The sequence below is a fragment of the Dyadobacter sp. 676 genome (assembly GCF_040448675.1).
GTDB lineage: Bacteria > Bacteroidota > Bacteroidia > Cytophagales > Spirosomataceae > Dyadobacter.
In genome coordinates, this window is record NZ_CP159289.1 from 2796143 (window position 1) to 2812251 (window position 16109).

17 protein-coding genes are annotated in these 16109 nt (G+C 50.4%); 13 read left to right on the plus strand and 4 right to left on the minus strand.

Features of this window, described 5'->3' with window-relative positions; translation table 11 throughout:
- Positions 1–8 precede the first annotated feature (8 nt).
- The 11 genes from ABV298_RS12470 (at position 9) to ABV298_RS12520 (ending at position 9614) form a co-directional block, all read left to right on the plus strand.
- Positions 9–1412 (plus strand): T9SS type A sorting domain-containing protein, encoded by a 1404-nt coding sequence (locus ABV298_RS12470; RefSeq protein WP_353722423.1) that lies wholly within the window; start codon positions 9–11, stop codon positions 1410–1412.
- 185 nt (positions 1413–1597) lie between these two features.
- Positions 1598–1972 carry an NADH-quinone oxidoreductase subunit A gene (locus ABV298_RS12475; protein WP_353722424.1) on the plus strand — a complete coding sequence of 125 codons (375 nt, stop codon included), beginning with the start codon at positions 1598–1600 and terminating at the stop codon, positions 1970–1972.
- A 27-nt stretch (positions 1973–1999) separates the two neighbouring features.
- Entirely contained in the window at positions 2000–2542 is a 543-nt protein-coding gene (locus ABV298_RS12480) for an NADH-quinone oxidoreductase subunit B (protein WP_353722425.1), read from the plus strand.
- A 6-nt stretch (positions 2543–2548) separates the two neighbouring features.
- A complete protein-coding gene (locus ABV298_RS12485; protein ID WP_353722426.1) occupies positions 2549–3049 on the plus strand; it encodes an NADH-quinone oxidoreductase subunit C in 501 nt (166 codons plus the stop codon).
- Positions 3050–3066: 17 nt separating this feature from the next.
- Positions 3067–4293, plus strand: a complete 1227-nt coding sequence (nuoD, locus tag ABV298_RS12490; RefSeq protein ID WP_353722427.1) for an NADH dehydrogenase (quinone) subunit D — start codon at positions 3067–3069, stop codon at positions 4291–4293.
- Between the two features lie 23 nt (positions 4294–4316).
- Positions 4317–4814 (plus strand): NADH-quinone oxidoreductase subunit NuoE, encoded by a 498-nt coding sequence (gene nuoE / locus ABV298_RS12495; protein WP_353722428.1) that lies wholly within the window; start codon positions 4317–4319, stop codon positions 4812–4814.
- Between the two features lie 28 nt (positions 4815–4842).
- Complete coding sequence (gene nuoF, locus ABV298_RS12500) at positions 4843–6183, plus strand: NADH-quinone oxidoreductase subunit NuoF (protein ID WP_353722429.1); 1341 nt, start codon at positions 4843–4845, stop codon at positions 6181–6183.
- 30 nt (positions 6184–6213) lie between these two features.
- On the plus strand, positions 6214–7329 hold the full coding sequence (locus ABV298_RS12505) for a 2Fe-2S iron-sulfur cluster-binding protein (RefSeq protein WP_353722430.1): 1116 nt from the start codon (positions 6214–6216) through the stop codon (positions 7327–7329).
- A 38-nt stretch (positions 7330–7367) separates the two neighbouring features.
- Entirely contained in the window at positions 7368–8447 is a 1080-nt protein-coding gene (gene nuoH, locus ABV298_RS12510) for an NADH-quinone oxidoreductase subunit NuoH (protein ID WP_353722431.1), read from the plus strand.
- An 18-nt stretch (positions 8448–8465) separates the two neighbouring features.
- Complete coding sequence (locus ABV298_RS12515) at positions 8466–9059, plus strand: NADH-quinone oxidoreductase subunit I (protein ID WP_353722432.1); 594 nt, start codon at positions 8466–8468, stop codon at positions 9057–9059.
- Between the two features lie 36 nt (positions 9060–9095).
- Positions 9096–9614, plus strand: a complete 519-nt coding sequence (locus ABV298_RS12520; protein WP_353722433.1) for an NADH-quinone oxidoreductase subunit J — start codon at positions 9096–9098, stop codon at positions 9612–9614.
- Positions 9615–9747: 133 nt separating this feature from the next.
- Here the strand turns inward: ABV298_RS12520 and gcvP are convergent, their stop codons facing one another.
- From gcvP to ABV298_RS12535, 3 genes are all read right to left on the minus strand, one after another.
- Positions 9748–12642, minus strand: a complete 2895-nt coding sequence (gcvP, locus tag ABV298_RS12525; RefSeq protein ID WP_353722434.1) for an aminomethyl-transferring glycine dehydrogenase — start codon at positions 12640–12642, stop codon at positions 9748–9750.
- A 131-nt stretch (positions 12643–12773) separates the two neighbouring features.
- Positions 12774–12995: a hypothetical protein gene (locus ABV298_RS12530; RefSeq protein WP_353722435.1), complete on the minus strand. Its 222-nt coding sequence runs from the start codon at positions 12993–12995 to the stop codon at positions 12774–12776.
- Between the two features lie 96 nt (positions 12996–13091).
- Complete coding sequence (locus ABV298_RS12535) at positions 13092–14348, minus strand: metallophosphoesterase (RefSeq protein WP_353722436.1); 1257 nt, start codon at positions 14346–14348, stop codon at positions 13092–13094.
- A 171-nt stretch (positions 14349–14519) separates the two neighbouring features.
- Between ABV298_RS12535 and ABV298_RS12540 the strand changes: the two genes are divergently transcribed.
- The gene (locus ABV298_RS12540; RefSeq protein WP_353722437.1) at positions 14520–14741 is read left to right on the plus strand and encodes a hypothetical protein; all 222 of its coding nucleotides are present in this window, start codon (positions 14520–14522) and stop codon (positions 14739–14741) included.
- 3 nt (positions 14742–14744) lie between these two features.
- Here the strand turns inward: ABV298_RS12540 and ABV298_RS12545 are convergent, their stop codons facing one another.
- Positions 14745–15305 carry a YqgE/AlgH family protein gene (locus ABV298_RS12545; RefSeq protein ID WP_353722438.1) on the minus strand — a complete coding sequence of 187 codons (561 nt, stop codon included), beginning with the start codon at positions 15303–15305 and terminating at the stop codon, positions 14745–14747.
- Between the two features lie 90 nt (positions 15306–15395).
- On the opposite strand from ABV298_RS12545, the gene ABV298_RS12550 reads away from it, so the two are divergent.
- Positions 15396–15935, plus strand: a complete 540-nt coding sequence (locus ABV298_RS12550; protein ID WP_353722439.1) for a gamma carbonic anhydrase family protein — start codon at positions 15396–15398, stop codon at positions 15933–15935.
- Positions 15936–16109: the final 174 nt, after the last annotated feature.

Consider the following 16109-nt stretch of genomic DNA (forward strand, 5'->3'; position numbering starts at 1 on the left):
CCCCTCAAATGCCATATGCCAACCTGAGAATTGCTGCGCGTAACTATGGCAACCAGTATGGCGTTCGTGCCGTGCTTTGGATGCAAGGCGAAACGGACGGTTTTTTTGGCATTACGAGTGCCGAGTATCAGAAAAACTTACAGACGGTTATCGACAAACTGCAAGCGGATACGCAAAAACGAATTACTTGGGTAATCGCCCGTACCAGCAGAGCAGGCACCAACCCAAGTAATTCAAAAACTTATCCGGCTATTATTGCAGCGCAAAATGCGGTAATAAACACCCCATTCAACCCTACATATCCGGGCCCGGAAACTGATCCGCTTGTACCTAACCGCGTCGATGGCCTCCACTTTGAAGGCGAAGAACAGCTCCGGATTCTGGCAAATGCGTGGAACGAAAGTCTCGACGCCAACTTCTTCGCTACCGTTACACCTGCGGCGCCTGCGACGATCCCTACGATTACAGCTGTTTGCACGACACAAAACAACGCCGTTACGCTTTCCCTGCCCGCAGAATATGCATCTTACGAGTGGCGAAGCAGTAAAAGCAACGCGGCTATTGGCATAGGCAGTACCATCACAGTTAACCAGGCAGCTACGTACAGTGCTACAGTCCGTGACGCAGCTGGAAATTCCATATTGACTCCCGTGGTTGTTCTCGACCACGATGCAAAACCTGCCCAGCCAAGCATTCTGCAATCCGGAGAGCAACAAGCCTGCGCTGATTCCTCATTCCGCTTCTCGGTGAATGATGACGGCTACATTTATAACTGGTTTAAGGAAAACACAACTACCCCGGTTGCCTCGGGCGCACTTGCCAGCATTGCCGAAAGTGGCAACTACTATGTAAAGGCACAGAATATTTTCGGATGCGTTTCCGAAAATTCAGCGTCCTCCAAACTAACTATCCGTGCTAAAATTTCTAAACCGACCATTGAGCCATCGGGACCGTTCAGTGTATCGGCCAGTATCCCGGAAGCCGATGAAGTAAACGAAGTCTTCATGTGGCGCCGGCCCGAGTCGGAAAGTGACACAACGGCGACACTGATTAAGATTCTTAAATCAGGAAATTATTCTGTCAAAGCAAAGGTTACGTATTCAATTGGCAGCAACAACCTGGTTTGTTATTCCGACACCGCTTCGAGGGAGTTCAAAACCAATGAACGGAACGAAGTGGTGATTTACCCGAACCCCAGCCAGGGAGCTTACATTTACATCGAGTCCAGGGATAACATCAAGGATGCGGCGGTTACACTGTTCGACATTCGCGGCAATGTCATCAAGACCACCCCGCCAAAACTGCTCGATAGCCGGATGCAGATCGACGTCGGCCTTCTGCCAACGGGCAAGTACATTCTCCGTGTAACAGGCCAGGGAGAGACCCTCACGAAACAAATTGTAATAAGATAACTATTTCTTCTCGATTAAGTACTAAATAAGCCCCGCAACAACGGGGCTTATTTAGTATGATACTAATTAGACGAAAGAATTTGATTGATAAATTTGCAAAGGCTAATTTTGAGAAACGGGAAGGAATGTAACCTGCGGACAACAGTTTTGCGGCTTTCCTGACCGGTTATAACCGACCCATTGAGATGAAAAACACATATCTCCCTTCCGATTATTTGCCCATCATTGTGCAATTTCTGCTTGCCGTTGCCTTCATCGGAGGTACGATGATTGTTACTCACCTGATCGGCCCAAGCCGGAGAAGCAAAAAGAAAGACGATCCGTTTGAATGTGGTATCGAGTCGGTTGGCGACGCCCGGACGCCTATTTCTGTAAAGTACTTTCTGGTGGCGATCCTTTTCGTGCTGTTTGACGTAGAGGTGATCTTCATGTATCCCTGGGCTGTAAATTTCAAAGGTCTGGGAATGTTCGGTTTTGTGGAAATGTTATTGTTCATGGCCCTTCTATTGTCCGGTTTCTACTACGTGATCCGCAAAGGCGTATTGAACTGGGAAGAATAGGCCGGAACATTCAAAATACTGAGAATTATGAAAGAAGTTAAGATAGTTGAGGCCCCAGACGGGCATAGCGGAGCCGGTTTTTTCGCGACGTCGCTCGACAAGGCGATAGGCCTCGCTCGGAGCTATTCCCTGTGGCCGCTGCCGTTTGCGACTTCCTGCTGCGGTATCGAATTTATGGCTACCATGGGAGCGCACTACGATATCTCACGTTTCGGTTCGGAGCGCCCGAGCTTCTCGCCGCGCCAGGCCGACCTGCTGATGGTAATGGGCACTATTGCCAAAAAAATGGCCCCGGTGGTAAAGCAGGTATATCTTCAGATGGCCGAACCGCGCTGGGTAATGGCCGTGGGCGCCTGTGCTTCCAGCGGCGGTATTTTTGATACTTACAGCGTTTTGCAGGGGATCGACCGCATTATTCCCGTGGACGTGTACGTACCAGGCTGTCCGCCACGCCCGGAGCAGATCATTGATGGCCTCATGCAGATCCAGTATCTCGCCCAGAACGAAAGCCTTCGTCGCCGGAATACCGACGAATACCAGGAATTATTGGCATCTTATAATATTCAATAAACCCCTATGCTTACTAACCAGGAGGTAGCCGAAGGGCTTTTGGAAAAATTCGGTGATCAGGTTTTTAATTTCGAAGAACCTTACGGGCTCCTCACTCTTTCCACCACGCGCGAAGAGATCATTCCGCTGATGGAGTTCCTGAGAGATCACAAAACCTGGCAGGTTATTTTCCTCACCGATATTACTGGTGTGCAATATCCTGACAATAAAGGACAAGAGTTCGTGGTCGTGTACCACATGCACAGCTTCGTGCATAATTTTCGTATCCGCATTAAAGTAGCCCTCTCGGAGGCTGATTTGCATATCCCGACCGCCACCGGCCTGTTCGCATCGGCCAACTGGATGGAACGGGAGACTTATGATTTTTTTGGGATCTTGTTTGACGGGCATCCGAACTTGCGCCGTATCCTCAATATCGAGGAAATGGATTACTTCCCGATGCGCAAGGAATACCCGCTCGAAGACGCCACCCGCGAAGACAAAATCGATGCCCTATTCGGTCGCTGACCTTTTTTGAGCAAGACATGGCAGATATTGAATTATTACCGCATAACGTCCCTTCTCAAAGCGAGCTCCCCGAGCTGGTTGAAGAACTGACCACCCTTAACCTCGGTCCTACCCACCCCGCAACGCACGGTATTTTCCAGAACGTCCTGAAAATGGATGGTGAAAAAATCGTTTCGGGTGAGCAGACCGTCGGTTATATCCACCGCGCATTCGAGAAAATCGCCGAAAGACGGCCGTTTTACCAGATCACGACCCTCACCGACCGGATGAATTATTGCTCGTCGCCGATCAATAACTTCGGCTGGCACATGACGGTCGAGAAGCTGCTGGGCATCGAAGTTCCGAAACGCGCGCAATACATCCGCGTAATTATGATGGAGCTCGCGCGCCTTACCGACCACATCATCTGCAACAGTATCCTTGGTGTGGACACGGGTGCATTCACCGGCTTTTTGTATGTAATGCAGAAGCGCGAGGAGGTTTACGAGATTTACGAGGAAGTCTGCGGTGCCCGGTTGACAACCAATATGGGCCGTGTCGGCGGAATGGAGCGAGATCTTTCCAGCACCGCCATCCGTAAGATCAAAGAATTCATCAAATCGTTCCCACCCGTGTTGCGCGAGCTTGAAAAACTGCTCAACCGCAACCGGATATTTATGGACCGTACCATCAATGTAGGTGGCATTTCCCTGGAACGTGCGTTGTCGTATGGATTTACAGGCCCTAATCTCCGTGCCGCAGGCCTGGATTACGACGTCCGTGTGATGAACCCGTATTCTTCGTATCAGGACTTTGAATTCGACGTGCCTATCGGTCAGAACGGCGATACTTACGACCGCTACATGGTCCGTAACGAAGAAATGTGGCAAAGCCTGCGGATTGTGGAGCAGGCCATCAACAACTTGCCCGAAGGCCCATATTATGCCGATGCGCCGGAGTTTTACCTTCCCCCCAAAGAGGAAGTTTACAAAAACATGGAAGCGCTGATCTACCATTTCAAGATTGTAATGGGCGAGATCGACGCACCTGCTGGCGAAGTTTACCACGCCGTAGAAGGTGGCAACGGGGAATTGGGCTTCTACCTGATCAGCGACGGGGGACGGGCGCCTTATCGCTTGCATTTCCGCAGACCGTGCTTCATCTATTATCAGGCATATCCTGAAATGTGCAAAGGCGCAACGCTCTCGGACGCGATCCTGACGATGAGCAGCCTCAATGTCATTGCAGGTGAACTGGATGCTTAAAGTTTGAAAAGACCCTTTTAGAAATGACCGAATCACCTAATCTGGTTGCGTTCACTCCCGAACGACTCGAAAAAGTAAAAGAAATTATCGCTCGTTATCCCGAGGGCCGCCAGAAGTCGGCTCTTTTGCCCGTTTTGCACCTCGCCCAGGAACAATGGGGCTGGGTGAGCAGCGAGGTAATGGATTACGTTGCCGGTCTTTTGAATATACTGCCCGTTGAAGTGTACGAGGTAGCCACATTCTACACGATGTACCACCTCGACCCGGTTGGCAAGCATGTGATCGAATACTGCCGTACAGGGCCGTGCTGCCTGATGGGCGGTGAAGACGTGTATGGTCATTTGAAGAAAAAACTGGGCATTGAGGCGGGTGAAACCACTCCCGACGGCCTGTTTACATTGAAAGAAGTTGAATGCCTCGCAGCATGCGGCTGGGGGCCGGTTTTCCAGATCCGCGAGCAGTTCTACATGAACCTGACCAATGAGAAGGTCGACCAAATCATAGAAGAGTTAAGCAAATAAGCTTTCAGAAGCTGAAAATATTCCTCAAATGGCTAGAAAAATTTTAACGGAGCATATCAATGTCCCCGGTATCGAGACCTTCGATGTTTATCGCAGACAGGGAGGTTATACCGCCGTTGAAAAGGCTATCAAAACCATGACCCCGGAAGAGGTGGTGGAAGAAGCGAAAAAATCAGGTGTACGCGGCCGTGGTGGTGCGGGTTTCCCGATGGGCATGAAATGGGGCTTCCTGGCCAAGCCCGAGGGCGTTCCCCGTTACCTGGTTTGTAACGCCGACGAATCGGAACCGGGCACATTCAAGGACCATCATTTAATGAAATCCATCCCTCACCTGCTGATCGAGGGGATGATTATTTCGAGTTACGCGCTGGGGGCTAACAAGTCGTTCATCTACGTGCGCGGCGAGCTCATGTACGTGATCCGCATTCTCGAAAAAGCCATTGCGGAGGCAAAAGCGCAGGGTTTTTTAGGTAAAAACATTCTGGGCTCCGGCTACGACCTTGAGCTGGTCGTGCAGCCGGGAGGTGGCGCTTACATTTGCGGTGAAGAAACCGCATTGCTCGAATCCCTCGAAGGGAAAAGAGGCAATCCGAGAAACAAACCGCCATTCCCTGCGGTAAAAGGTCTTTACCAGAGCCCTACCGTAGTGAACAACGTGGAGTCGATTTCCAATATGCCGTGGATCATCAACAATGGCGGCGATGCCTATGCGGCAATCGGGATTGGCAGGAGTACCGGTACCAAGTTGATTTCTGCATCAGGGCACATTCAAAAACCCGGCGTTTATGAAATCGAGCTGGGTGTAAGCGTTGAAGAGTTTATCAATTCGGACGAATATTGCGGGGGTATCCGTAAAGGCCACCATCTGAAAGCATTGGTAGCCGGCGGCTCCTCAGTACCCATTCTTCCGGCTAACCTGATTATGAAAACCGCGAACGGCGAAGATCGCCTGATGACGTATGAATCGCTTTCAGACGGCGGTTTTGCAACAGGTACGATGCTCGGTTCGGGCGGTTTTATTGTTTTTGACGAAACAGCCTGCATCGTTCGCAATACCTGGAATTTCTCGCGCTTTTATCATCACGAATCGTGCGGACAGTGCAGCCCATGCCGCGAGGGAACGGGCTGGATGGAAAAGGTCCTCCACCGCATCGAGCACGGCCATGGCAGCATGCACGACATCGATTTGCTCGTAGATATTTCAAAGAAAATAGAAGGTAACACCATTTGTCCGCTCGGCGATGCGGCCGCCTGGCCCGTAGCCAGCGCAATTCGCCATTTCCGAGACGAATTTGTGTGGCATATTACCCATCCGCAGGAAGCGACACAACCGGGCGCGGTTTATATGGGTGAAATGGCCCTGGTGTAACAAATCTCAGAACATTGTACAGGATTGGACATGGAAGAAGTTAAACCCCAATTGTTGAAAATTACATTCGACGGCATCGAGGTCGAAGTGGAACCCGGGACTACCATCATGCAGGCGGCTCGCAAGATCGCCGAAGCGGATGAAAGCCAGGGCCACCTTGTTCCGCCGGCGATGTGCTACTATAAACCGCTGCCTGTTTCAGGAGGTAAATGCCGGGCCTGCCTGGTGAAAGTGACTGCGGGTTCCGCCAAGGATCCCCGTCCGATGCCGAAGCTGGTGCCGTCCTGCATTACGCAGGTTCAGGATGGAATGGTGGTTGAAAATACGACCAACCAGGCGGTGCTCGATACCCGCAGGGGCATCGTAGAATTTCTGCTGATCAATCACCCGCTCGACTGCCCTATTTGCGATCAGGCCGGTGAATGCCATTTGCAGGATTTCGCATTTGAGCATGGTTCGGTAAAAACACGCTACGAGGAGGAAAGAAGGACTTTCGACAAAATCGATATCGGTCCTTACGTGCAGCTCCACATGACGCGATGCATTCTTTGCTACCGCTGCGTGTATACCGCCGACCAGATTACCGACAAGCGCGTTCATGGGGTGATGAACCGTGGGGACGCTTCGGAAATCAGCACCTACATCGAAAAAGCGATCGATAACGATTTCTCCGGAAACGTGATCGACGTTTGTCCGGTAGGCGCGCTGACCGACAAGACATTCCGTTTCAAGAACCGCGTATGGTTCTCCAAACCCGAGGATGCTCACCGCGAATGTGACAAATGCTGCGGCAAAGTGACATTATGGTATCGCGGGGAGGAAGTGATCCGCGTTACGGCCCGTAAGAATACCTGGGGCGAGGTAAACGATTTCATTTGTAATACCTGCCGCTTTGAGAAAAAACAAACCAGCGACTGGGTATTGGAAGGACCTACCAAAGTAAAACGCAGTTCGGTAATATCGGCGAACAAATACCGGAAGGATCTGATCGCGAAACCCAATTTCGCATTGAAACTGGCTGCATCGCAGTTCAAAAAAATCGACGACTCGAGGCCCTATATAACCGATCCGGAAACGATTCGTCACCTGAGCATCGAGAATAATGAAAAGGCTAACCATCGTTCGCTGGCAGCCAGGAATAATTAAGGAAATCAGTCAAAGCAGCCGGATAAAATTGCTTTCAAATGGATTTAGTAGAATTTCTTGTTAAAACCGTAACCATCGTCGTCGTCTTCGGACTCACCCTTCTGATTGCCATGTATTCCACATGGGCTGAACGGAAGGTAGCAGGTTTCATCCAGGATCGCAGCGGCCCGAACCGTGCGGGTTGGGGCGGACTTTTGCAGCCGCTCGCGGATGCCGGTAAAATGTTCTTCAAAGAGGATTTTATCCCCGCACTGGCCAATAAATGGCTTTTCATCGCGGGTCCCAGCCTGGCGATGTTAACTGCCTTGCTCGCGAGCGCGGTTATCCCATTCGGCAGCACATTCCGTATTGCCGGCCATGAAGTGGCATTGCAGGGTGTCGAATCCAATATCGGTATTCTGTACGTTTTCGGCGTTGTGGCATTGGGTGTATACGGGATCATGGTCGGAGGCTGGGCTTCGAACAACAAATTCTCTCTTCTCGGAGCGATCCGCGCCGCCTCGCAAAACATCAGTTACGAAGTAGCCATGGGCCTGTCACTGATCGCGATCCTGATGATGAGCAGTTCGCTGTCATTGGGCGAGATCGTTGCGCAGCAGCATGGTATGAACTGGAATATCTTCTACCAGCCGTTGGGCTTCATTATTTTCATTACCTGCTCGTTCGCTGAATGTAACCGTGTCCCATTCGACCTCCCCGAATGCGAAACTGAGCTTGTGGGTGGTTATCATACCGAGTATGGTAGTATGAAACTGGGCTTCTATCTGTTTGCGGAGTATATCAACATGTTCATTTCCTCGGCCATCATTTCCGTGTTGTATTTTGGTGGTTATAACTATCCGGGAATGGATTTTGTCTACGGGCAGCTGGTTAAGGCTTTCGGAACTGAAACAGGGCACAACATAGCAACGTTGATCGGAACGGCAGTTTTCTTTGGAAAGGCATTGTTCTTCGTGTTCTTCTACATGTGGGTACGTTGGACGATCCCCCGTTTCCGCTACGATCAGCTGATGAACCTCGGTTGGAAAAAGCTGATCCCGCTTGCCATTTTTAACATCCTCATCACTGGTGCTGCGGTGCTTTTTCTTAAGCCTGTAATCACTTCGTGGTTGAATTAATTTCAAAATCGTATTGCCATGCAATTGACAAATCGCTCAAAGCAAGTAAGCAATAAACAAATGACGCTGGCCGAACGCGCCTATCTGCCTGCTATTGCAACAGGTCTGGCGATTACGATCAAGCACTTCTTCTCAAAGAAAGTTACGATCCAATACCCCGAAGTGAAACGGTACCTTGGCCCGGTTTTCCGCGGGCGACATATTCTGAAAAGAGATGCCGAAGGTCGCGAACGCTGTACAGCCTGCGGGTTGTGTGCGGTAGCCTGCCCTGCGGAAGCGATTTCGATGGTTGCCGCCGAGCGTGTGAAGGGAGAAGAGCATCTCTACCGTGAAGAAAAATACGCGGCCGTTTACGAGGTTAATATGCTGCGCTGCATTTTCTGCGGCCTGTGCGAAGAGGCGTGTCCGAAACAGGCCGTTTACCTGCGCCACGACGAGTTCGTACCCGTGTTTACGGAACGCGACCAGGTGATCTGGGGCAAAGACCTCCTCGTGGAAGATATGAACAACCGCTATACCCGGGAAGCCTGGACCAAGGAAGAAGCACGTGCCCTGGATGCCAAAAGAGCCCGTGGTGAAGCTACCAATGTTGTTCCAAGAGCTATTCCTTGATCGGTAAACCAAGAACTGTCAGCAGTTACAAACATCATGAATTCAGCAGTATCGTTTTTTTATTTTCTATCCTTTCTGACCATCCTGAGCGCGGTGATGGTCGTCGTGTCGCGCAACCCCATTCACAGCGTTCTTTACCTGATCCTGACGTTTTTTACGCTCTCAGGGCATTATATCCTGCTGAATGCACAGTTTTTGGCTGCTGTTAACATTATCGTGTATGCGGGCGCGATTATGGTGCTTTTCCTCTTCGTAATCATGTTCCTCAATATGAAGCAGGATCAGGAGGAGGCTAAAACCAATCTGACAAAAATAGCCGCGACCATCGTCGGCGGGACCGTATTTGTAATCCTCTTCGGCGCTTACCGTAAAACCGCGATCGCACCATTCGACCCGCAAACCTACGATTCGCAGGTCGGTATGATCGAAAGCCTCGGACATATGCTTTTCCGCGATTACCTGCTGCCATTCGAACTGGCCTCGATTCTTTTGCTCGTAGCGATGGTCGGCGCCGTGCTACTCGGCAAACGCGAAATCGGCGAACGGCATTTTTAGGAGTTAGAAGTTTGCGAGTTTAGAGTCTAAGAGTTTAAAGTCTGGTTAATCAATCTGGATCCAATTATTACCCTAAAACAAAAATGGAGATGTTTGTAAGAACATCTCCATTTTTGTTTTGCCGGCTTGCCGGTTACGCCTCTTCTACCTCTGAATAAGCCTCAACCGGGATGCAAGAGCAGATCAGGTTCCGGTCGCCGTAAGCGCTGTCTACACGGCTTACGCTTGGCCAGAACTTGTTAAAGCGCAGGTATGGCAGCGGGAATGCGGCTTTTTCGCGGCTGTACGAACGATTCCAGCTTTCGTTCAGTAATACGCGCGAAGTATGCGGTGCATTCTTCAATACATTGTCTGTCCGGTCGGCAATTCCTTCTTCCACTTCCCGGATCTCATTACGGATCGCGATCATTGCGTCGCAGAAACGGTCCAGCTCCGCTTTCGATTCGGATTCGGTAGGCTCGATCATCAATGTGCCGGCAACCGGGAATGAAAGGGTTGGTGCATGGAAACCGTAGTCCATCAAACGTTTCGCCAGATCCTCGGCTTCCACGCCGACCGCTTTGAAGCTGCGGCAATCAACGATCATTTCATGTGCGCAACGGCCGTTTGCACCCGTATAAAGCACCTCATAATGGCCACTCAGGCGTTCCTTAATGTAGTTTGCGTTCAGGATAGCGTATTTGGTTGCATTAGTAAGCCCTTCTCCGCCCATCATGGCGATGTATGCATAAGAGATCGTCAGAATGCTTGCGCTGCCATAAGGTGCGGCAGAAACCGCCCCTGCTTGTCCGGCAGGCAAATGTTCCGGTTGCGTGCTGAAATTCACGTGTCCCGGCAGGAACGGCATCAGGTGCTCGGCCACGCCGATCGGCCCTACGCCAGGACCGCCGCCGCCATGCGGGATGCAGAATGTCTTGTGCAGATTAAGGTGGCAAACATCGGCACCAATGCTGGCGGGGCTTGTAAGACCCACCTGCGCGTTCATATTTGCACCGTCCATATAAACCTGTCCGCCGAACGAGTGGATCATCGAACAGATTTCAATAATGCTTTCTTCATAAACACCGTGCGTCGAGGGATAGGTTACCATCAGGCACGACAGATCGGCGGCATGTTGCTCCGCTTTCTCGCGCAAATCTTCCACATCTATATTACCACGCTCGTCGCATTTGGTAACTACCACCTTCATTCCTGCCATCACAGCGGAAGCCGGATTGGTTCCGTGCGCCGACGAAGGGATCAGTGCCACATTGCGATGTGCCTCGCCGCGGCTTTCATGGTATGCGCGAATGGCCATCAAACCGGCATATTCGCCTTGCGCGCCCGAGTTTGGCTGGAACGACATCGCCGCGAAACCGGTGATCTCGCAAAGCCAGGTATTCAGCTCGCTCACCAGCTGCGCATACCCACCAACCTGATTGGTAGGTGCAAACGGGTGCAACCCTCCAAACTCCGGCCACGTAAGCGGGATCATTTCGGCAGTAGCGTTCAGTTTCATCGTACAGCTACCGAGCGAAATCATGGAATGTACCAGCGAAAGGTCCTTGTTTTCCAGAGATTTCAGATAACGGAGCATTTCGTGCTCGGTATGGTGCGTATTGAAAACCGGATGTGTGAGGTATTCCGAAGTTCTCACCAGGTTTTCGGGCAGCGAGAATTCCAGTTCCTCGTCGATCACCATTTCGCCCTGGAAACCGGAAACTTCCGCAAATACATTCAGCAATGCGATCACGTCGTCGAATGTCTTCGCCTCGTCAAATGATACCGAGAGGCTTTCGTCACCGTGATATCTCAGGTTAATGCCCCATTTCAATGCCTGCTCACGCAATTTGCGGGTCAGTGGCGTCCTGAGCGTTACGGTATCGAAATAATTTTCAGTAACAACCTCGTAATTAAATTTCCTTACCGTATCCACAAACAGGCGGGTAAGGCCGTGAACGCGGCCTGCAATATTTTTGATACCCTCGGGCCCGTGGTAAACCGAATAAGCACCGGCAATAACGGCCAGCAATACCTGCGCGGTGCAAATGTTGGACGTGGCTTTTTCCCGACGGATATGCTGCTCACGCGTCTGCAACGCCATACGCAATGCGCGATTACCTTCGCCGTCTACCGAAACACCGATAATACGGCCCGGAATCTGGCGTTTATAAGCATCTTTGGTCGCGAAATACGCAGCGTGCGGACCGCCGTAACCCATTGGCACGCCAAAACGCTGAGACGAACCGATTACCACGTCGGCGCCCATTTCGCCCGGTGATTTCAGGAGCGTCAATGCGAGCAGGTCTGCTGCAACAGCCACGGTAATCCCCAACTCATGCGCCGAAGCGATAAAATCCGTATAATCGATCACCTCGCCGTCGGTAGCCGGGTACTGAACGAGCGCGGCGTAAATATCTTCGTTGGTAAGATCCACGGTCGCGTGGTTGCCTACCACCACTTCAATGCCGATTGGCTTTGCGCGGGTATATATCAGGTCGATCGTTTGCGGGTGGCACAGTTCCGACACGAAGAATGTGTTGGCTTTCTTTCTTGCACCAGCCTTTACAGCATTCAGCATGGTCATCGCCTCAGCGGCGGCGGTCGCTTCGTCGAGCAGTGAGGCATTCGCGATTTCCATTCCCGTCAGGTCGGTTACCACCGTCTGGAAATTCAGGAGCATTTCGAGCCGTCCCTGGGCGATCTCCGCCTGATACGGAGTGTAAGCAGTATACCAGGCCGGGTTTTCGAGGATATTCCTCAGAATGACGTTCGGTGTGATGGTATCGTAGTAACCCGTGCCGATGTACGATTTCAGCACCGCGTTTTTGGAAGCAATTCTTTTAATGTATTGTAAAAATTCCTGCTCCGATTTGGGCCTCGGCAAATTCAGTGGTTTTTGTAGACGGATCGCAGAAGGCAGAGTCTGGTCGATCAGCTCGTCCACTGATCCCGCTCCGATAGTCTTCAACATTTCCTGCAATTCCTGTTCATCTTTACCGTGGTGACGGTTTTCAAACTTGTCCTGGTTTCGAAGATTAACTTTCATTCAAGTTAGGCTGAGAACGCCGCTATTAGGTGATTTTAAAATACAAAAGTAAGCAAATCCAACCAAATCTTTCAGAGATCGATGGCTATGCTTACTCTTGATTATGTACAAAATGTATTAAACGGAAGTTCCTAGTGGTTAGGGCAGCCGCAATCTGTTTTTCGTTTGAATATTCCAAGGAATTTCTTGGATCTGGGCTTCTTATAACCCTTGTATTTTTTCTTTTTACCAAACAGCTCCACTTTGGCCGCATCCGGAGCAGCTGAAACGGTTGCCGCCGAAACTGTTTGTACACCTGAAATACTGCAAATCAATGCCAGTACCAGAAACCAGGGAGTAATTTTCTTCATCATTTTCATGCGATGGATCGTCAAAGGTTACTAATGCAACGCAATGCATGCCTGTTTCGGTATGCATTGCGCAAAGCCGTTCACAATTTTCCAAAAATTTTATGCCTTTACCAATTCCAGGATCGTGATTTCGGGCAGGATGCCCACACGGCCGGGATAACCCAGATAACCAAATCCGCGATTGACGTACAAATACTGATTATTCTGCTCGTACAGCCCCGCCCACTGCTTGTAACGGTATTGAACGGGGCTCCATTTCAGTTTGCCGATCTCTACGCCAAACTGCATCCCGTGCGTGTGCCCGGCGAGCGCAAGATCGATATCCTTGTATTTGGGCAACACCTGCGCTTCCCAATGGCTGGGATCATGTGAAAGCAATATCTTGACAGGATATTCCTCGGCGTGCCCGTACGCCTTTTCCAGGTTTCCGTATTTGGCAAAATTTCCCGCACCCCAGTTTTGTATTCCAATCAAACCGATCGACTCTCCGTCGACCGTAATGGCCCTGTTTTCATCCAGCATCAGTTTCCAGCCTAACAGTTCATGGGCTTTCTTCAGATTGGCCAGGTTGTTGGCTTTGGCCTGCATGTCGGGCCATTGAAAATAATCGCCATAGTCATGATTGCCCAGCACGGAATGTACACCCAAAGGCGCTTTCACCTTATCGAAAATATTGATGTAATCCTTCACTTCTACGGCCCGGTCGTTCACAAGATCGCCCGTAAAGAATGCGATGTCGGGTTTTTCTTTCATCAACATTTCAACACCGCCCTTTACCGCCGTTTTATTGAAAAAACTGCCTGAGTGAATGTCCGAAAGCTGCGCGATTTTTATGCCGTGAAACTGTCGGGGAAGATTTTTCAGGGGCACTTTCACCCGGCGGATGCGGTAATCATGCGCACCGGACAGAATCCCGTAAGCAAACGTACCCATTAATCCGGCTCCCGCAACCACCGCAGTTGTCGCCAGAAACTGGGAACGTGGAATCACCGGTTCGCCGGTTTCCGGAGAGGGCGTTGCAGCCGATGGGACAAAAAGGCTGACAATCCATTGAAAAAAGCGGCGTACATCGTCCAGGAGGAGAATCGCAACCGCCAGCAATTTCGAGAGATAAGGAATCGCGATAAACGCGACCACGAACGTGCGCGTGGTGCTTTTGAAATAATCCGGCGGAAGCAATTGCATCCCGATGTAAGCTCCGAGGGTTGCAAGGGTAAGCGCCCAATAAGCTCCGCTGATCCAGCGTTGTGTTAAAGGCGCCAGGCCACGAATAGCCAGTTTCAAACCTTGCCAGACGTACCAGTCGATGGCAAAAAGAACGAATGTAAGTATGATAAAAAAGAAGGTTCTATTCATTTTTAGATAATCGTTGTCATATCAACGATAAACGTAAGCGGCGTCTTTCACGTTCAATATCCTTCTGGCATTTCTGGTGAATGTACAGCAGTGGCTTCAAACCCGGGCCGAAGGTTAATTTCAGTTGCTAAACGGTTTTCCGTAGTTTTGTACCCTTATCCCACATCGGTTATGTCGAAATATGATTTCAAACGGTTCCACATTCGTTCGATGAATGCGGCAACGAACCAGGAAAGAGCGGAAATTAATCAGGAATTGAAAGATTTGTACGCTTCGCTTCCGGCAGACGAGAAAAAGGCTTTCAACGAAGAATTACAGCATTTCCTGACCCGGGAAGTAGCCCGCATTAAATCGGATTACGAATCCGTTAGAGGGCTGGATCAGCCAAACTGACGACTAGTTCAGGCGTGGATCGATCGGGTAATGGGCGATGGAGCGATACTCGCCGCCCATATTCCGGAGAATTTCACGCCAGAAATTGCCCGGAGGTGTTGAAAACAGAAAGTCGGACGTAGTGCTGGAAATAATCCACGAGTCCTGTTTGATCTCCTCGTCGAGCTGCCCGCCACTCCATCCCGAGTAGCCGATAAAGAACATCACGTCTTCCGGTTTCAAAGTGTTCAGGTTCAGAAGCGTTTTTACATTGTTAAAATCGCCTCCCCAATAGACGTCTTTCATGATCTCCGTTCCTCCTGTTACAAGGTCGGGGCGGCGGTGAATAAAATGCAGTGTATTTTTTTCAACAGGACCTCCAAGGTGAAGGATAACATCCTGGTAGATGGTTTCTTCCAACACGTCCCCGAGGAAAAGATCGGTGGTCTGGTTCAACACGAACCCGAAACTTCCCTGCTCATTATGCTCGCACATGAGGATCACTCCCCTTTCAAAGTTGGGATCGCCCAGAAATGGCTTGGCGATAAGCAAGCTTCCTTTTGAAACTTTGGCGGCTGACGGCATAACCTGGCAAATTGTTAATTCAACAACGAAATATATTTATTTTTCGCACTGAAAAACGGATATTGCCCAAAATATAATAAAAATAAGATCATGGCACTGATAAAATCCGTCCGCGGGCATCACCCAACGTTCGACGAGAGTTGCTGGTTTGCAGAAAACGCTACGATTGTAGGCGATGTGGTGATGGGTAAAAATTGTACTGTGTGGTTCAATGCGGTGGTCCGCGGCGATGTAAACAGCATCCGTATCGGGCACCATTCCAACGTTCAGGACGGTGCTGTGATACATTGTACCTATCAGCGTTTCGCAACGACGATCGGGAATTATGTTTCTATCGCACATAACGCTATTGTACACGGCTGTACCATCGAAGACCATGTGCTGATCGGGATGGGGGCCATCGTCATGGACGGCGCGGTTGTGGGAGAAGGCTCAATCATCGCCGCTGGCGCTATCGTTACCCAGGGCACCAAAGTCCCTCCCGGCACGATTTACGCGGGCAATCCCGCCAAATATCTGAAAGACGTTTCGCCTGAATTGAATGCTGTTATTGACCGGACGGCGAATAACTATCTGATCTATTCGGGGTGGTTCAAGGAAGAGGACGGTTTAAAAGAATGGTCTTCCTGATTACCGACACCTGGTGGAATTACAATAACTGCCTCAGGTACCCGGTTCCGAAGAGGCACTTTCTTTTGCGTTTTACGGAACGGTACATTACCGAAAACTGGATATACAGATACTCCAAAAGCTGGCAATAACCTTGCAGCTCGACATCTCGCTTGTAGTCACGGTGCTGTTCAA